Raw genomic sequence first — 15,596 nt, forward strand, 5'->3', positions numbered from 1 at the left:
TGGGTTCGTAAGAACCTGGTCAGGCTGCTAGGGGCCCATGACGCTCTGCTCACACCGCAGGGCCACGCCACCCTTCCGCACTTTCACAAGTGCAGCCACGAGCTTCGAACTGCTCTGCGGGCACCCGCAATTCCCTTCGACATTCCCCGGGGGTTTTGTATTCGTCCCACCACCCACGCATGTCCACGCCGTCCCCCACCCGTCGCGACTTTCTTGCCCTGTCTGGCACCTCTCTCCTGGGATTGGCGGGCTGCGACGGCCCGGCCGCCCCGGCCTTCACTCCAAAGACCACCTTGGGCATCACGGGGCCTCAGTTCACACTCAATGGGAGGCCCACCTTCCTGCTCGGCTGCAGCTACTACGCAGCACTGGGAGCTCCGGACAGCACTTGGAAGTCGGACCTGGATGAACTGCAACGCCTCGGGTTCAACTGGATCCGGATGTGGGCCACTTGGGCCTCATTCGATAACGACATCTCCGCCGTGCATCCCAAGACGGGCAAGGCCCGGCAGCCGTATCTGGATCGGCTGAAAGCGCTGCTGACCAATTGCGATGCCCGCGGCATGGTCGTGGACGTGAGCCTCTCTCGGGGCAACAGCGTGACTGGACCAGCCAAGCTGCAGAAACACGAGGCGCATGGGGAAGCCGTTCGCACGCTGGTGAGTGAACTCAAGGACTGGAAGAACTGGTACCTTGACCTCAGCAACGAGCGGAACCTGACTGACAAGCGCTTCTGCAGCTACGATGAACTGGCGGCTCTGGCCGGCCTCTCCCGATCCATCGACCCGGGTCGTCTGCTCACCGCCTCGTTTGCGGGAGATTTCTCCCCAGATGATCTCCAGGCCTACTCCCAGCAGGTGAAGGTGGACTTTCTTAGCCCGCATCGTCCCCGTGGTGCCAACTCCCCTGCCGAGACCGAAACGCGAACGACGGAGTGGCGGGCCACGACGCTCAAGCTGGGCAAGGAGCTGCCCGTGATGCACCAGGAGCCGTTCCGTCGGGGCTACGGCTTCTCCCCCGAGGTGAAGGACTTTCTCACCGATCTGGAAGGGGCGGTGCGGGCAGGTGCAGGCGGATGGTGTTTCCATCAAGGCGATGTCCGCAAGGCCCCCGACGGTCGCCCCCGACGATCCTTCGATCTGCGGGACGGGCCCCTGTTCAGTCAGCTGGACGACGTGGAGAAACAAGCCATCAGCCAAATGGCGGCATCGGTCAAAACGGCCTCGGGAACGCGCTAGGCGCCGCTACTGGGTGCGGAATTCCTCCGCTTTCTCCATTTCCTGTCCAGATTGGTTCTGCGGCGGCGTTTCCCTCGTGTCCGAGTTCCGTCCCCGCCGCCATGTCCGCTCCGTCTACTCCGTTCTCCTGCGCCGGTCACCGGGCAGTCTGGGCGCCGACGCGTCGGGAGTTTGTCTACAGCCTCGGGGCGAGCATTGGCAGTGTGGCTCTGACCCAGGCGCTCGCGGGAGAGAACTCCGCGACGGGACCGCTCGCGCCCAAAGCTGCCCATGTGCCCGCCCGGGCCAAGCGCTGCATCTTCCTCATGATGGAGGGCGGTCCGTCCCACATCGACACCTTTGATCCCAAGCCCGCTCTCAAGCGGCTGCATCTGAAGGAATTCGTGCGCAACGATGTGCAGCAGTCGGCCATGTCCGGTGGGAAGAGGTACTACGTGCAGAGCCCGTTCGGCTTTGCCAAGTACGGCGAAAGCGGGGCCGACATGTGCGACCAATGGGAGCATCTGCGGCATCACGCGGATGACCTCTGCTTCTACCGCGGCTGTCAGGTTGACTCCGTGAACCACCCGACGGCGATGTACCAGATGAACACGGGAAACCGCTTTGGCGGAGATCCCGGCATCGGCGGCTGGGTAACGCATGGCCTGGGCTCGGTGAACCAGAACCTGCCGGGGTTCATCGTCTTGCCGGAGGTTTCCTATCCACAGGGCGGCTCTGCGAATTGGAGCAACGGTTACCTGCCAGCCAGCTTCCAAGGCACGCCCTTGCGAGCCCGAGGCTCCCCGATTCTGGATCTCCAGCCAGCACCGGGCATCACGGCCGAACATCAGCGGGCCAACCTGGATCTGCTGGAGGCCTTGAACCAGCGTCATCAAGCGGAACATCCCTGGCATGACGACCTCGCTGCTCGTATGGAAAACTACGAGCTGGCGTTTCGCATGCAGATGCAGGTGCCGGGCGTGCTGGACATCAGCAAGGAGAATGCCCAGACGCAGGAGATGTACGGGATCGGCAGTGGTCCCACGGACGCCTTTGGCCGCAAGTGCCTCCTGGCCCGCAAGCTGGTGGAACAAGGGGTGCGCTTTGTGCAAGTGTATGCCGGCACGTGGGATTCCCACGACTACATCGAGCGTGCGCACGGCAATCTGATCCGTGCGGTGGACAGCCCCATCGCGGGTCTGCTCGCCGACCTGAAACAACGGGGCCTGCTGGAGGATACCTTGGTGGTGTGGTGCGGCGAGTTCGGCCGCAGCCCGGACAACGGCGTGCGCGGCGGCACGGCCTATGGGCGCGATCACAACCCCAAGGCCATGACGGTCTGGATGGCGGGCGGAGGGGTGCGGGCCGGCCACACGATCGGAGCCACGGACGAAACCGGTGCCCAGGCTGTCGATTGTGTGCACCATGTGCGGGATCTCCACGTGACGCTGCTGCGGCTCCTGGGGCTGGATGACAACAAGCTCACGTACTTCCATGCCGGGCGCTTCAAGCAACTCTCGCAGTTCGGGGGCAGCGTCATCAAGGAACTCATCGCCTAGACGCTCGCCCCCTTTTGAGGTAGGCTGGGTTCGTGGAAGCACCCCGCGTCTGTGATACCAAACCCTGCGTCGTCGAGCTGGAGCCCGGCGTGCACTGGTGGTGCTCCTGCGGTCTCTCCGGCCACCAGCCTTTCTGCGATGGCAGTCACAAGGGGACCGGCCTGCCACCCAAGAAGATCGTCGCGGACAAGCCCACCGTGGTGAGCCTGTGCAACTGCAAGCACACCAAGACTCCGCCCTACTGCGACGGATCTCACGCGGAGCTGGCAGGCGGGTAGCAGCTCACCTGCTTACGAGGTTTTTAGCCCGAGAAACTTCGCCAGCTCTTTGACGGCTCCAGAGGCCTTGTGGCCACGACGGACGGTTCGATTCACCACTTCCAGACGGCGTTCCTGGCGGTTCGCTTTTGGGTCCACATGCCCGGCAATTTCCAGATTCGAGAGCAGCGGCAGCGCGTAGTACCCTCGCACCCGCTTCACGGCGGGAGTGTACACCTCCCAGGTGTAGTCAAAGTCCCAGAGCTGCCGGGTCACCTTCCGGTCATAGATCAGGGGATCCAGCGGAGCGAGCAAGGTGGGAAGGCGATCCCCTTCGTCCAGGCTATCGAGCAGGGGTAAATCCTCCCGCAGGCAGTACCAGAGCGGGCCATCCTCCACCTTGATGGGGTGCACCAGATCTTCAACCACCGGCAGTTCCAGTTTCGTGAGAGCGACGAGCCGCCGTTGCCGAAGCTTCTGCAACACAGACCAGCGCCTAATCGCCACCGCATCCGGCTCGGACTGGCTCAGGACAGACGATGGAATGACCCGTTCTGTAAGGTCATAGAGGCGGCGGATGCCCTCGCGCCGGGCAATCATGACGCGACCATGGAAGAAGAGCTTCTGCAGAGTGGCCTTGGCCAGCGTCGCCTGGCTGCCCCAGCCGTGATGGGAGCGTTGATCATCGTCCACATCATCGGAAGCCATAGGGCCTCGCTCCGTCATCTCGGCGAGGATCCTCTCGGCCAGCTTGGATTCGCGATCATCCAGTTTGCCGGACCAGATGCTGTCCGTACCCGTGCGATGGCGCATGGTCGCCAGCAGATACGGCCAAGCCTCCAGCGGCAGGGCCACGAGGATGTGGCTGTGGGGCAGATGATGCTCGAACGCCAGCCTTTCCTCCGCCGGGAGCGGAGCGGGCTCCGAGCCGTGCAGGAAGCGAAAGAGGTCCCCTTCCCGATAGCCCTGCACGCGGTTGCGCAAGATCAGATCTTGCATGCGGCCACAGACATTGATGGGGTCAATCTGGATGTAGCCGTGATGACGCAGTGCCGTCGCCACGTCTGGCACCATGGCGTTAAGCAGCACGGACTTGCAGTGGAATCGACGGGCGTCTGAGAGGGAGAGCGAGAGGGGCGCAGTCACGGCAGGAAGGGAGTGTTCATTATACCACCTACGCCCACCCTTGCAAGGCGGACCAAGTCGATGAAACTTTCTCCTCAATGACCGAGGCCCAGCTCATCCAGAACTATGTGCGCGTTCGCGTGACCCCAGCGCGCATCATGATCGAGGTCAAAGTGGAGGAGCCGCAGGATGAAGATGGCGACGTCCCCTTCTCCCGCTGGTCTTTGGCTGCGGCCCTGCCCAAGCTCTCCCTGGCTACGGCCGTGGAGCGGGCCCGGATGATGGCCGTGGCGGATCGACGCTACTTCCGCACCTGTGACGACTGCGGTGACCGGCTGCCTTTGGCCCAGATCATCAGCTATGATGACGGTACGGAGCACTGCCAGGATTGTGCCAAAGAGGCTGGCGGAGAGGAATAGCGTCACCCGCCCGCGTCCTACAGCGTCCCTACTGTCGCGCTACTCCTGGCAAACGATGCCGAGCTAAAGCTCTGCACTCCTTTCGGCTACCTCCACGGGCGTAGTCCGGTTGTGCCAACCAGCTGGCGAGCGGAGTGGCCGACGGGCAATCACATTGAATCAGGTCTGGCCGCAGCGCCTCCTCCTGAACGGCTGAGGACAGCCGCACCACGACAGGCAAAGGGGCTCCAGGTCCCAACGCCGGGTTCGCCATAGTGTGACTGGAGTAGCGCGACTGACGCACTGAAGAGACTGTGTCAAAACTCGCATCGCTACTGGATACCCATCCACTGCGGCCACCGGAGCGTCTTTTTCGAGCGCATCAGCCGACATCCTCTCATCCCAAACCCCAGCACACGGGTTAGAGGACTCACCCCCTCACAAGGCCCCGCGAAAGCGGCGAGAATCGCCGCACTCCAAAAGGTGCTTCGCATCCAGGTGTTGGGGCTGGGCTCGTCGTCAAACGCACTGGCGCTTGCAACACCGGAGGCTCTTCCGTATCCAATCTCCATCCACCCAGCACTCCAACACTCCCTTCCGCATTCCCTCAACTCGCCCTCTCATACCAACTGCTCCGCGGAAAGAACCTCAACGGCACCATGCCGAGCCAGCCGTTCTCGCGTTGTTTCTCCACGCGGATCTCGGTGTCGTGCAGGCTCGCGTCCTGCAGCGGGGTGAGCTTGTTGTCGCGGCGCAGGGCGTCTTTCTCGGGGTTTCTTGAGACGGCGACGATGTTGTCCGCATTGTTGGCGATGAGCGAGCTGCCCTTGATCTCGAGCCGGTCCTGCCGCTGGCCGGAGGCGCTTTTTCTGGGGTGGGCCACGAGGTGAACGTGGGCGCCGGTCTCCTTGGCGAACTCCTGAAGCCGGTTCATGAAGCGGCCCTGTTCTGCGAACTCCTCCTCCAGTCCGTCCACGCGCATGAGGCTGTCCACGATGAAGTGCTGCACGCCGTGGCGCTGGAAGGAGAACATCATCATCTCCAGCAGCATGTCCTGGCTGATGTAGCCCACCACGTCGGCAAAGACGAGGCGGGTGCCGAACTTCTCCAGAAACGTCACCGCATGCGATGGCGTGGCGGGTTCTTGGAAATAGGTGGTCGTGAGACGGCGCAGGGTGGACTCTGCCCTCATTTCCATCGAGGCCATGAAGACGCCGGTCTGGCTGAGCTGGCTGAGGATGTTGAGCGCCACGAAGTTCAGGAAGGTGCTCTTCCCCTGCCCGTAGGCGCCGGTCCAGACGGTGAGCTCGTACGGGCGGAAGTAGAAGCCCTGGTGGGGCCACGCCACGCGCAGGAAGTCCAGCGTGAAGGGCTCTGGCTTGGGCTCCAGCTCGCTCATTAGGCGCTGGTGCAGTTCCTGTCCCAGGAGGAGCTTGTGGATCTGCGGCGGCCGGGCTTGGGCGATCCAGTGCTCCGCATCGTCGGCGGTGCAGCCCTCCAGCAGGCACTCGTTGGCGTCCTTGTGCGGGAGCTTCACCAGCAGGCAGCGGTGCCGCCCCAGACGCTGCATCACGCGGTTCGCGTTCTCCGCGCCCGCGCCGTCCATGTCGAACGAGAGGTAGATGTGGTCGAACAGCTCCAGTTGATCCCACTCGTGATCGATCCACGCCGCCCCCGTGCCATTGGGCACGCTCAGCGCAGGCACGCCCCATTGCGTCCAGGTCATCGCGTCGATCTGGCCCTCGCACAGCAGAACCGTGCGCTTTTCCCAGGCGGACTTCGGCAGCGCCTGCCAGCCGAAGAGGCTCGGGGCGCATCCTGCATCCTGCCAGACACGTTTCCTCGCACCCAGCCCGCTTTCATTGGTGCCCGGCACCGTTCGGTAGGAGCGGTTCACCAGCGTGCCATCCGGCGCATGACAGGGAAAGACCAGCGCCCCGGCGGAAGGCAGCCCCTCCACGCCGAAGCGACGCACCACCGCCGGATCCAGCCCGCGCTGGAGCTGCAGGTACCGCATGACCACGCCATCCTCCGCCACCGGGATGACCCCGGCCTGCTCGCGCACTGGCGGCGCTTGATATTGCCTTGAACTCGCTGTGGCAGGCTCCGGGCCCAGCATCCCCAGGTACTCCTTCGCCTCGCGGAAGGCCTCGGCCAGCGGGATGCCGCGTGCGGCGGCCCAGAGGTCCAGCAAGTCCCCGTGGCGACCTTCCTCCGCCCAGTCCCGCCAGCGGCCCGCGTGCTCGCCACTGAGCTGCACCTTGAGGCTCTGCCCTGGTCCGCCCTGGACGTCTCCGGTCAGCCACTCCGCGCCCTTCCGGGTGCCGCCGGGAAGCAGGCGCAGGCAGACGGATTCCACCCTGTCCGCCAGACGGCGGGAAACCTCATGTGCTGAATGTCGCAAGTTGATCATCATGTTGCTGCGGCTCTTGTTGCTGCTGTGTCCACGTACCCTCTCACCAGGGCAGACCGCCCCCGTTGATCGCCGCCCCCTCCTGCTCCCATGCTGGCAGCGGAGCGTCCGTAAGCTGACTCTGCGCCAAAGCCCGTTGCAGAGGCGAGAGGCCGTCCGCGTCTTTCACGCCAAAGGGCGAGGACATGGGCAATGGCAAGGGCGCAAGCAGCGGCGCGGTCTGCTGGACCGGTGCTGCAGCAGAGGAACCGCCGTCTTCCCAGCGTCGGCCGTTGATCCAAGTTGCAGGCAGCGGGATAAACCGGCCATCCTGCTCCCGCCACGCCGGGCTGGTGGATTGACGCCCTAGAGCCTGCATGAGGTCAGCCAGTCGCGGGCGCTCTCTGCCCTTCACGTTGCGCCAGGCTTGCTCCGCCTTGCGCCGCGCGTCTTTGCGCGGGTAGTTGGTCCAGAACTCCTCGAACCCCGCCAGCCACGAGGCATCTTTCTCCAGAGGCGGGGAGCTGGGGGTCGGGGTCTGGTTTTGAATCTGAGAGAAGTTGGAAACAGACACGCTCAGGGGCGCAGCCCCGGCTGGCTTTCCAGGGGTTGGGGGTTGGCCTTGGGCTTGTTCGAGCGTTGGTGTTTCTGTTTTGCTTTCCTCTTCTTTTACTCTTCCAGTTTCTCTTTCTATTCCTATTTCCTTTTCTCTTTTGTTGAACGACTGGGGTGGTTCTTGTTGAACGACTTCGCTGTTTCCGTTCAACGGACGTTCAGCGGTTTTTCCCTTATCCCAGGCCGATTCCAGCGCCATCTCGTTTTCATTTTGTACTGGCTTCCTTCTGGCATGGCCGCTTGCCACTCCGGCCGCTGCAGCGACTTTTCGCTTCTTTCTACATGCCCGTTCCTGGTTGATTGGGTACTTTGACACCAGGAGATCGTCTCCATCCCAGGAGAAGAGGGTCTGGCACCGCTCGATCACCTTGCGGCACACACCCGTGGTTTGGCGCCATCTCGCGTCGCTCCACAGGCGCGCCCCCTTGATCCTGCCTCGGTTCTCCTGGTCCACGCAATAGCCACTGACCCGCGTCCAGGCCCCCACCTCTTCCAGGCTCAAGTCCGCCATGGCCCCTGACCGCACCCACTTCACATCCATATTCCAGTACCGCATTGTTTTGTATCCTCCTTGGAATGATCCCTCTCCCGTTCTGATTCTCTATTTCCTGCAACCCAAACCTCCCGCCGCTGGCCTCTGACATGAGCGGCCTGGGGCAGAAATGGTTATTCCGCAAACGCGTTCGCCCTCGGCCCCGTGCCGGAGTCATCTGCGGAGAGCAGGCCCATTTCCTGCAGTTTCAGCATCGCCAGATGGCGCAATTGCTGCCCCCGGCTCCGGTTCTCCCGCCGTGCGAGGGCCTCGATGACCGACCGCTCCTTGTGAGTCAGCGGCGTGTTGATGTAGCTGGGTGCCCTGCCTTGCGCAGGCTGTGGCACGTGTTTTGTTTGAGCCGACTCCCCTGCAAAATCCCCCTCTGCTGCCATGAAGTATAGTGCGTTAAGCTCGCTGAAAAATCAAACGAAAGTTGTCAGAAGTTGATTGGAATGGGCGGCGGCGTGCGGACGATGGGAACGAGCGAGCCGGGGTCGGGAATGGTTGGTTGGCGTTGTGCGGGCGTGATGCCGCAGACGCTTCAGCTAGTGCCTCCTCACGTCGACAACTACGACCGGCCATGGCGATGATTCGGCAGAAGGCGAGCTCAAAGACCCAATGCCTCCGCACACACCCTGATGGCTCACGCCTGAACACCCACCCGCTGGTGTTTGATCCCAGCCACCCAGCGCCGATATAGTAGTCGACGTGAGGAGGCACTAGCTGAAGCGTTTGCCAGGTTTATCTCGTGGCTAATGACCTTTTGCCCAGCACGGCTGCGCAGACTTTCCGATGGAACGCGCTGCCAGCTCCATTCAGTTGGAAGCTGTTCGTAGTCCAAACTTTGGCGGTTTGCCCAGGACGCGTTACGGGAGATCGACTGAGGCAAACTAATGTTTAAATCACGAACAGAGCCTCGCTGGCGCGGTTGGGAGGGATAGGGTCGTGGGTGCAGCAGGTGCCGTCGGCGCCTGGGGCGTCAAGTTGTTTCCCATAACGCAATGTCAACCACTCCGTTCCCAAGCCGGTTGGCACAACCGGACTACGCCTGTGGCGGCAGCTTGCAGAAGCCTTGCCATCTCCTGGCGGTCAGGATGGTTTGTGGAACTCCGTTGGAGTTCCAGCGCTACCCTCCGATACCCAGGGTGGTGACCGCTTCGCGGTCTGACCCTGGGCTGGCATGTATCAGGCCGTTGGCGTGGGGCTTCTGCTTGGCAATCATCCTCGACATTGGTGTGTCAGCTTCAGCGACTAGAACGCAGAGACTTCACCTTCTTTACCATCGAGACCGCCTCAGCAACATCTAGCTTTTTTTCCACCAAACTATTACCCTCAAGTTGCCAAAGATCAGTGCCAACATCCCCACTGTAAAACCACAGCTTCATGGAACTTTCATCCCAATAGTAGAACCAAGTGGAATAGTTGCTCGCCCTCGGATGGTGCGCAAGGATGTCCACTCCGTTACGCCTCACCGTCCCGGATATAAGATTGTCCGCTTTGTAAACAGTGATGAAAAAGTCACCATTAAACTTATGCTCTCCCTCTTGATCGAAAACATTGGGCACAGCAGGAGCGCGAGAAGCTTGTCTACAAGCGCTGACCATCAGCATGGCGATCAATATTCTTAGTAAAGTCATTGCCTAGGTGGATAATCGCCTAACCGTTTTCTCACAAATCCTACATCGTCCAGCTGCAAATCAAACTCCCAAGGCTCAAAACTTCTGCGCTTAGATATGGCCGGTTTGTAGAACTCCTTTGGAGTTCGTGCGTTACCCCTCCCGGAACCCCGGGTTGGCGACCGCTTCGCGGCCTGACCCTGGGCTAAGAACCTGTTTGGATAAAAATGGTGGGGGTGTTGCGAGGCATTTTGAGTCTGGACAAGGCGCGAAGAGGGCGTGAATCGAGATTCACAACCGATGAGCAACGCAGTCCAGGCTCAAAAGGACCGCAACCCGGTGGGGGCAGTTCTCAGGCCCGGCGAAGCCGCTCTTATCTCATTCCCTTAATTGAACCTGCCACACCCGGAGGTTTTCATCCAAACAGGTTCTAACATGTATCACGCCGTTGGCGTGGGGTTTCCGCGCAGAGACCCGATGTGGCAGCCTAAAGTCGTCCAACGCTTCGGCCCGGTATTGGTTGACGTGGGTAGCGCGACTGACGAGCTAAAGCTCTGCACTCCTTTGCTGGCGCTTGTTTGGAGGTCCCGGGGCATTGCGGCACTTTCCTGTAACCTCCCCCCAATGCCGCCCTCATGTCTTTCCTCTTCTGTCTTCCAGTCTTCTGTCTCCCGGCTCCGCCGGGCTTCACCAACTCCCGCCCAACGCCCGGATCAGGCCCACGGTGGCGATGTGCCCTTGCGCCTTGAGCAGCGCGTACTGCCTCTCCCGCAGCAAGCTGGTGCGCTCGGCGTCCAGCAGTTCCAAATAACTGATGCTGCCGCCTTCGTAGAGCTGGCGGGTCAACGCGGTCGCCTTCAGCGCGGCATCCAGTGCTTCCTTCTGGGCGACGGTTTGCTCTTTGCGGTAGCGGATCTGGATCAAAGACGTCTCCACGTCCTTCACGGCGGACAACACTGACTGGCGAAACTTGGCGGTGCTCTCCTCATGCACGGCGCGGGCGCGGGCGACTTTGGCCTTGGTGACGAAGACGCCGGTGATGGGGACGCTCACGCTGGGGCCGAAGGACCAGACGCGACTGTCGGCATTGAAGAGCGAGGAGGTGTCCTTGCTCAAATAACCGGCCTGCCCGGTGAGGCTGACGGTTGGGAAATAACCGGCGATCTCCACGCCGATCTCCGCATTACGGGCGGCGACGAGTCGCTCGGCAGCGGCCACATCCGGACGACGCTCCAGCACATCTGCGGGGATGCCGGCAGGGATCTTGGGCGGGGTGCCCTGGATCTCCGCCCTAGAGACGCTGAACTGGCTGGCGGGCTGGCCGCAGAGCAGCGCGAGCACGTTGACGGTCTCCTCACGCTGGCGCTTCACATCGGCCATGTCGGCCTTGACGGTCGCGACCTCACTCCGAGCCCGGGCGTGATCGGCCTCGGGGATGGTCCCGGCGGTGAAGCGCTGATCGATCAGGCCAAAGGTCTTCTCCTGGCTGGCCAGGGTGCGCTGGAGCGCGGCCATCTGGGAGTCCAGACTGCGGATGAGGAAATACTGGCTGGCGACATCGCCGGTCAGGGAGAGCAGCACGCTGTGGTAGTCGCCCACACTGGCGTCCACCTGGGCATTGGCGGACTCGATAGAGCGGCGCACGCGGCCCCAGAGATCGATCTCATAGCTGAGCTGCAAGGGCACGCTGAAGGTGTTGATGTGCGATGACGGGATCGCGATGGGCACGGGCGAGGGCGGATTCCCCGAGGTGCGCTCCCTCTGGGCCCGTCCGTCCACGCTGATGTCGGGGGCATAAGCCGCCACGCTCAGTCCGGCAGCAGCGCGGGCCTGGTCGATGCGGGCCATCGCCATGCGGATCTCCTGGTTGTTTCCCAGAGCCATCGCCTCCAGGCGGTTCAGCTCGGCGTCCTTGAAGATTCGCCACCACTCACCGCGGGGCTGGCTGTCCCTGGGACTGGCCTGCTGCCACTTCCACGTGGCGGGCGTGAGGGCGCTCACGTCCGGCTTCTCGTACTTGGGGCCCACGGTGCAGCCGGTGAAGGCGAGGAGGGGCAGGAGTCCGGCGCAGGTGGCCGTGCGGAGGGATTTCATGAGAAAAACGAAAACGGAGTCAGGCAATCAATCAATGAGCAGGCTGTGGGGCGGCATCGGCATCAGCAGCGGCCTCGCGGGCGGCGCGCTTCGCCTGGCGGCGGTCCGAGCGTTTTTTCCTCCAACCGATGACGTCATCGAAGAGGGAGTAGAACACCGGCGTGGCCAGCAGGGTGAGCAGCAGGGACATCATCTGCCCGCCGATGATGACCCCGGCGGTGGCGTTGTTGAAGGCAGCGCCCACGCCCTTGGAGAACATCAGGGGCACCATCCCGGCCACGAAGGCCAGGGTGGTCATGAGGATGGGGCGCAGACGGTCCTTGTTCGCCTGCAGGATGGCTTCCAGCCGGTTCATGCCCTTCTCTCGAAGCTGGTTCGTGTGGTCGATCTGCAAGATGCCGTTCTTCTTCACCATGCCGAACAGCACCAGGATCCCCAGCACGGAGAAGATGTTGAGCGACTGGTTGAAGAGCAGCAGCGAGAGGATGGCAAACGGCAGCGTGAGCGGCAGCGCCAGCAGGATGGTAAAGGGGTGCAGCCAGGACTCGAACTGCGCGGCCAGAATGAGGTACATGAAGATGAACGCCATGCCGAAGGCGGTGACGAACGCAAGGCCCGCCTTCTTCAACTCCTTGGAACGCCCCGTCGGACCCACTTCGTAGTCAGCCGGCAGGTTCTGCTTCTTCACAATGGTCTCGATGGCATCCGCGATCTGGCTCTCCCCCACCCCGGGCGCGGGGTTGGCCATGATGGTCACCTGACGCCGACGGTCCGCGCGGTTGATCTCCGCCGGGCCTTCCCGACGCTCCAGCTTGACCACGTTGGAGAGGGAGACGGTGCCGCCCCTGCCGGAGGGCACGCTGAGCAGGCTGAGCGCCTCCTGGCTGTTGCGATACGGCGCCTCAGAACGCAGGTGAATGTCATACTGCTCCCCGCCTTCATTGTAGGTGGAGACATCTGCGCCGCCCACCAGAAGGCGAAGGGTCGAGGAAAGATCCGCGATGTTCACGCCCAGTTGCCCCGCCTTGGCACGGTCCACGGACGCAACAATCTCCGGCTTGCCGCTCACCAGCGTGGAGTCCACATCACGAATGCCCGGGATGCTGGGGATCTCCTTGAGCGCCGTCTCCGCCGCCTGGTTGATGCGGTCCAGGTCCGAGCCCGCGATGATGAACTGCACCGTCGCACTGGATTGCCCGGTGCTGAAGGGCGGCACCTGCAGCACCGTCATGCGCAGGTCCTTGGGGTACTTGGGCACGATCTCCTGACGCACGCGGTCCATGATCTGCTCCTGCGAGTCGGGGCGCTTCGCGGGATCGATGAGGCGCACATAGATGCCCGCCTTGTTCGGCGTGCGCTGGTCGTTGTCACCGATCGTCAGCAGCGTGTACTCCACACCCGGCAGGGTGCGGATGTCCCGCGCGATGCGCTCTGCCACCAAGTCGGTCGCCTCCAGCGTGGTGCCTTCTGCGGTGCGCAGGTTCACCAGGAACTCTGCCTCCTCCGCCGGGGGCAGCAGGGCTTTCTGCACCTTGCCCATCATCGGGCCAACGGAATACAGCGCGCCAAAACAGGCCAGCACGACGATCCAGCGATGCCGCATGGAAATACGCAGCATCCACATATAAAGCCCCTCCAGCGGCGTGTAGAAGATGTTCACCAGGTAGGTCATGCCCCGCTCGAGCCAGTTGGGCTTGGTGATCTTCAGCATGCGCGCCGACATGCTGGGTGCGAGGGTAAAACTCACCAGCAGCGACACCGCGATGGCGAAGGCCATGGTGAGGCCGAAGCTGCTGAGAAACTTGCCCACGATGCCGCTGAGAAAGGCCACGGGGATGAAGACCGCCAGCAGGGATAAGGTGGTGGCCATCACCGCCAGACCGATCTCCTTTGTGCCATTGATCGCCGCGTCATACGGGTTCTCCTTCTTCTCATGCAGGTGGCGGAAGATGTTCTCCACCACGATGATGGCGTCATCGATCACGATGCCCACCGCCAGGGCCAGCGCCACGAGGCTGATGGAGTTCAAGGTCACGTTCCCCACCCACATCACGCCGAAGCTGGCGATGATCGAGGTCGGGATGGCCAGCGCGGAGATGAGTGTAGCGCGGCCGTTGCCCAAGAAAAAAAGCACGATGAGCGCGGCGAAGATGGAGCCCAGCACCAGGTGCTCCTTCACCGCGTGCGTGCTGGTGCGGATGATGAGCGAGTTGTCCCGCACGATCTCGATCTTGTACCCCTCTGGCAGCGTGGGGCGGATCTCCTCCAGACGCTCCTTCACCGCATCCACCACGGAGATGGTGTTCTCCCCCGACTGCTTGCGGATGGAGAGCGTCACCGTGGGCTGGCCGTTGCGGCGCGCGACCGTCTGCAGATCTTCCGCGCCGTCCTCGACACGCGCCACATCTGCCAGGCGCACCAGGCCGCCGTCCTTCTCCCGCACGACGATGCGCCCGATGTCATCCACGCTCTGGGCCTTGCCCAGCACGCGCAGACCGGCCTCCACGCCGTTGCCCTTCACGTTCCCGCTGGGGATCTGCACGTTCTGCTGGCGCAGGGCGCGCTCCACATCCACGGCGGCGAGGTCAAAGGCCTTCAGCCGCACGGGATCCATCCAGATGTTGATCTGCCGTTTCCTCGCACCCAGCAGGGTCACCTGCCCCACCCCGGCCACGCTCTCCAGCTGGCGGCGCACCACCTTGTCGGCCAGCTCGCTGATCTCCCTCACCGGCTTCTCCGCCACCAGGGAGATGCTCATGATGGGCTCCGCATCCGGGTCCAGCTTCTCCACGATGGGCGTGTCCACGTCCTCCGGCAGGTTGGGCAGGATGCGGTTCACGCGGTCGCGCACCTCCTGCGCGGCCACGTCCACCTTCTTGTCCAGGTTAAAGGCCACCAGCACCTGGCTGATGCCCTCGGTCGAGACGGAGCGCAGCTCATCGATGCCGCTCACGGTGTTCACGGCCTCCTCAATCTTGTCCGTGATTTCGGTCTCGATCTCCTTGGGCGTAGCGCCGTCGAGACGGGTCACGACGGACACGGTGGGAAAGTCCACCTTGGGGAAGCGGTCCACGGGCAGGCGGGTGTAGCCGAGGGCTCCCACCACCACGAAGACGAGCACGAGCACGGTCGCGAAGACCGGGCGTTTCACTGAGATGGCGGCAAGCCACTGCATAATAAGAGTAGGTTCAGCGTTGGGGGGTTCGCGGAATCATCAGCCCGGGCTCCATCAGGGCCCCGGTGATCGCGATCTTGAATCCGTTGAAATCAAATCAAAGCTGGGCGGTCAGCTTCACCTTCGCGCCATCCGCAGCGCCCGGCCCTGGGGAGACGATCACCATGTCCCCCGCCTCCACACCCTGGCGGATCTCCACGCGATCCCCGCGGCTCTCACCCACCTCTACCAGGCGCTCCACCACCTGGCCGTCCTTCACCACAAAGACGCGGCGCGTCGGGCCTTCCGTCTTCACCGCCGTGAGCGGCACCGTCAGGACTTTCTCCTCAGGCAGGAGCAGGCGGCCTTCCGCAAACATGCCCGGCTTGAGCTGCTGGTCCTCATTGGCCACCTCGGCCTCGATGATCAAATCTCGCGCCGACTCGCGCACGGAGGCACCCACGTGCTTCACCACGCCGGTGAAGTTCCGGCCGGGCCGGGCTGGCACCATAAACTCCACCTGCTGGCCCTGCTTGATCCCGCCGACTGCAGTTTCAGGAATGTACAACTGCAGACGCAGCGTCTGCGTGGCCACCAGGTTTACCACCTGCGAGCTGGTGCTGACAAACTCACC

General features: G+C 62.8%; 12 protein-coding genes. 4 read left to right on the forward strand and 8 right to left on the reverse strand.

What is annotated here, in order from left to right:
- The first annotated feature begins 179 nt into the window (after positions 1-179).
- The 3 genes from BV034_RS17330 (at position 180) to BV034_RS17340 (ending at position 3,054) form a co-directional block, all read left to right on the forward strand.
- A complete protein-coding gene (locus BV034_RS17330; protein WP_050028253.1) occupies positions 180-1,238 on the forward strand; it encodes a cellulase family glycosylhydrolase in 1,059 nt (352 codons plus the stop codon).
- Between the two features lie 101 nt (positions 1,239-1,339).
- Positions 1,340-2,776 (forward strand): DUF1501 domain-containing protein, encoded by a 1,437-nt coding sequence (locus tag BV034_RS17335; RefSeq protein WP_050028254.1) that lies wholly within the window; start codon positions 1,340-1,342, stop codon positions 2,774-2,776.
- A gap of 32 nt (positions 2,777-2,808) precedes the next feature.
- Positions 2,809-3,054 (forward strand): CDGSH iron-sulfur domain-containing protein, encoded by a 246-nt coding sequence (locus BV034_RS17340; protein WP_050028255.1) that lies wholly within the window; start codon positions 2,809-2,811, stop codon positions 3,052-3,054.
- Between the two features lie 12 nt (positions 3,055-3,066).
- Here the strand turns inward: BV034_RS17340 and BV034_RS17345 are convergent, their stop codons facing one another.
- The gene (locus tag BV034_RS17345) at positions 3,067-4,179 is read right to left on the reverse strand and encodes a crosslink repair DNA glycosylase YcaQ family protein (protein ID WP_050028256.1); all 1,113 of its coding nucleotides are present in this window, start codon (positions 4,177-4,179) and stop codon (positions 3,067-3,069) included.
- Positions 4,180-4,256: 77 nt separating this feature from the next.
- On the opposite strand from BV034_RS17345, the gene BV034_RS17350 reads away from it, so the two are divergent.
- Positions 4,257-4,577: a hypothetical protein gene (locus tag BV034_RS17350; protein ID WP_050028257.1), complete on the forward strand. Its 321-nt coding sequence runs from the start codon at positions 4,257-4,259 to the stop codon at positions 4,575-4,577.
- Positions 4,578-5,163: 586 nt separating this feature from the next.
- Here BV034_RS17350 and BV034_RS17355 read toward each other — a convergent pair.
- The 7 genes from BV034_RS17355 to BV034_RS17385 form a co-directional block, all read right to left on the reverse strand.
- Positions 5,164-6,972, reverse strand: a complete 1,809-nt coding sequence (locus BV034_RS17355; protein WP_265593115.1) for an AAA family ATPase — start codon at positions 6,970-6,972, stop codon at positions 5,164-5,166.
- A gap of 40 nt (positions 6,973-7,012) precedes the next feature.
- A complete protein-coding gene (locus BV034_RS36105; protein WP_265593116.1) occupies positions 7,013-7,522 on the reverse strand; it encodes a hypothetical protein in 510 nt (169 codons plus the stop codon).
- Between the two features lie 707 nt (positions 7,523-8,229).
- A complete protein-coding gene (locus BV034_RS17365; protein WP_265593117.1) occupies positions 8,230-8,442 on the reverse strand; it encodes a hypothetical protein in 213 nt (70 codons plus the stop codon).
- Positions 8,443-9,342: 900 nt separating this feature from the next.
- Positions 9,343-9,708, reverse strand: a complete 366-nt coding sequence (locus BV034_RS17370; RefSeq protein WP_265593118.1) for a hypothetical protein — start codon at positions 9,706-9,708, stop codon at positions 9,343-9,345.
- 693 nt (positions 9,709-10,401) lie between these two features.
- On the reverse strand, positions 10,402-11,808 hold the full coding sequence (locus tag BV034_RS17375) for an efflux transporter outer membrane subunit (protein WP_050028262.1): 1,407 nt from the start codon (positions 11,806-11,808) through the stop codon (positions 10,402-10,404).
- A 31-nt stretch (positions 11,809-11,839) separates the two neighbouring features.
- A complete protein-coding gene (locus BV034_RS17380) occupies positions 11,840-14,983 on the reverse strand; it encodes an efflux RND transporter permease subunit (protein WP_050028263.1) in 3,144 nt (1,047 codons plus the stop codon).
- A 97-nt stretch (positions 14,984-15,080) separates the two neighbouring features.
- A partial coding sequence (locus tag BV034_RS17385; RefSeq protein WP_265593119.1) for an efflux RND transporter periplasmic adaptor subunit occupies positions 15,081-15,596 on the reverse strand: 516 nt, incomplete at its 5' end.

It is taken from the genome of Verrucomicrobium sp. BvORR034 (genome assembly GCF_000739635.1).
In the GTDB taxonomy this organism is placed as follows: Bacteria; Verrucomicrobiota; Verrucomicrobiia; order Verrucomicrobiales; family Verrucomicrobiaceae; genus Verrucomicrobium.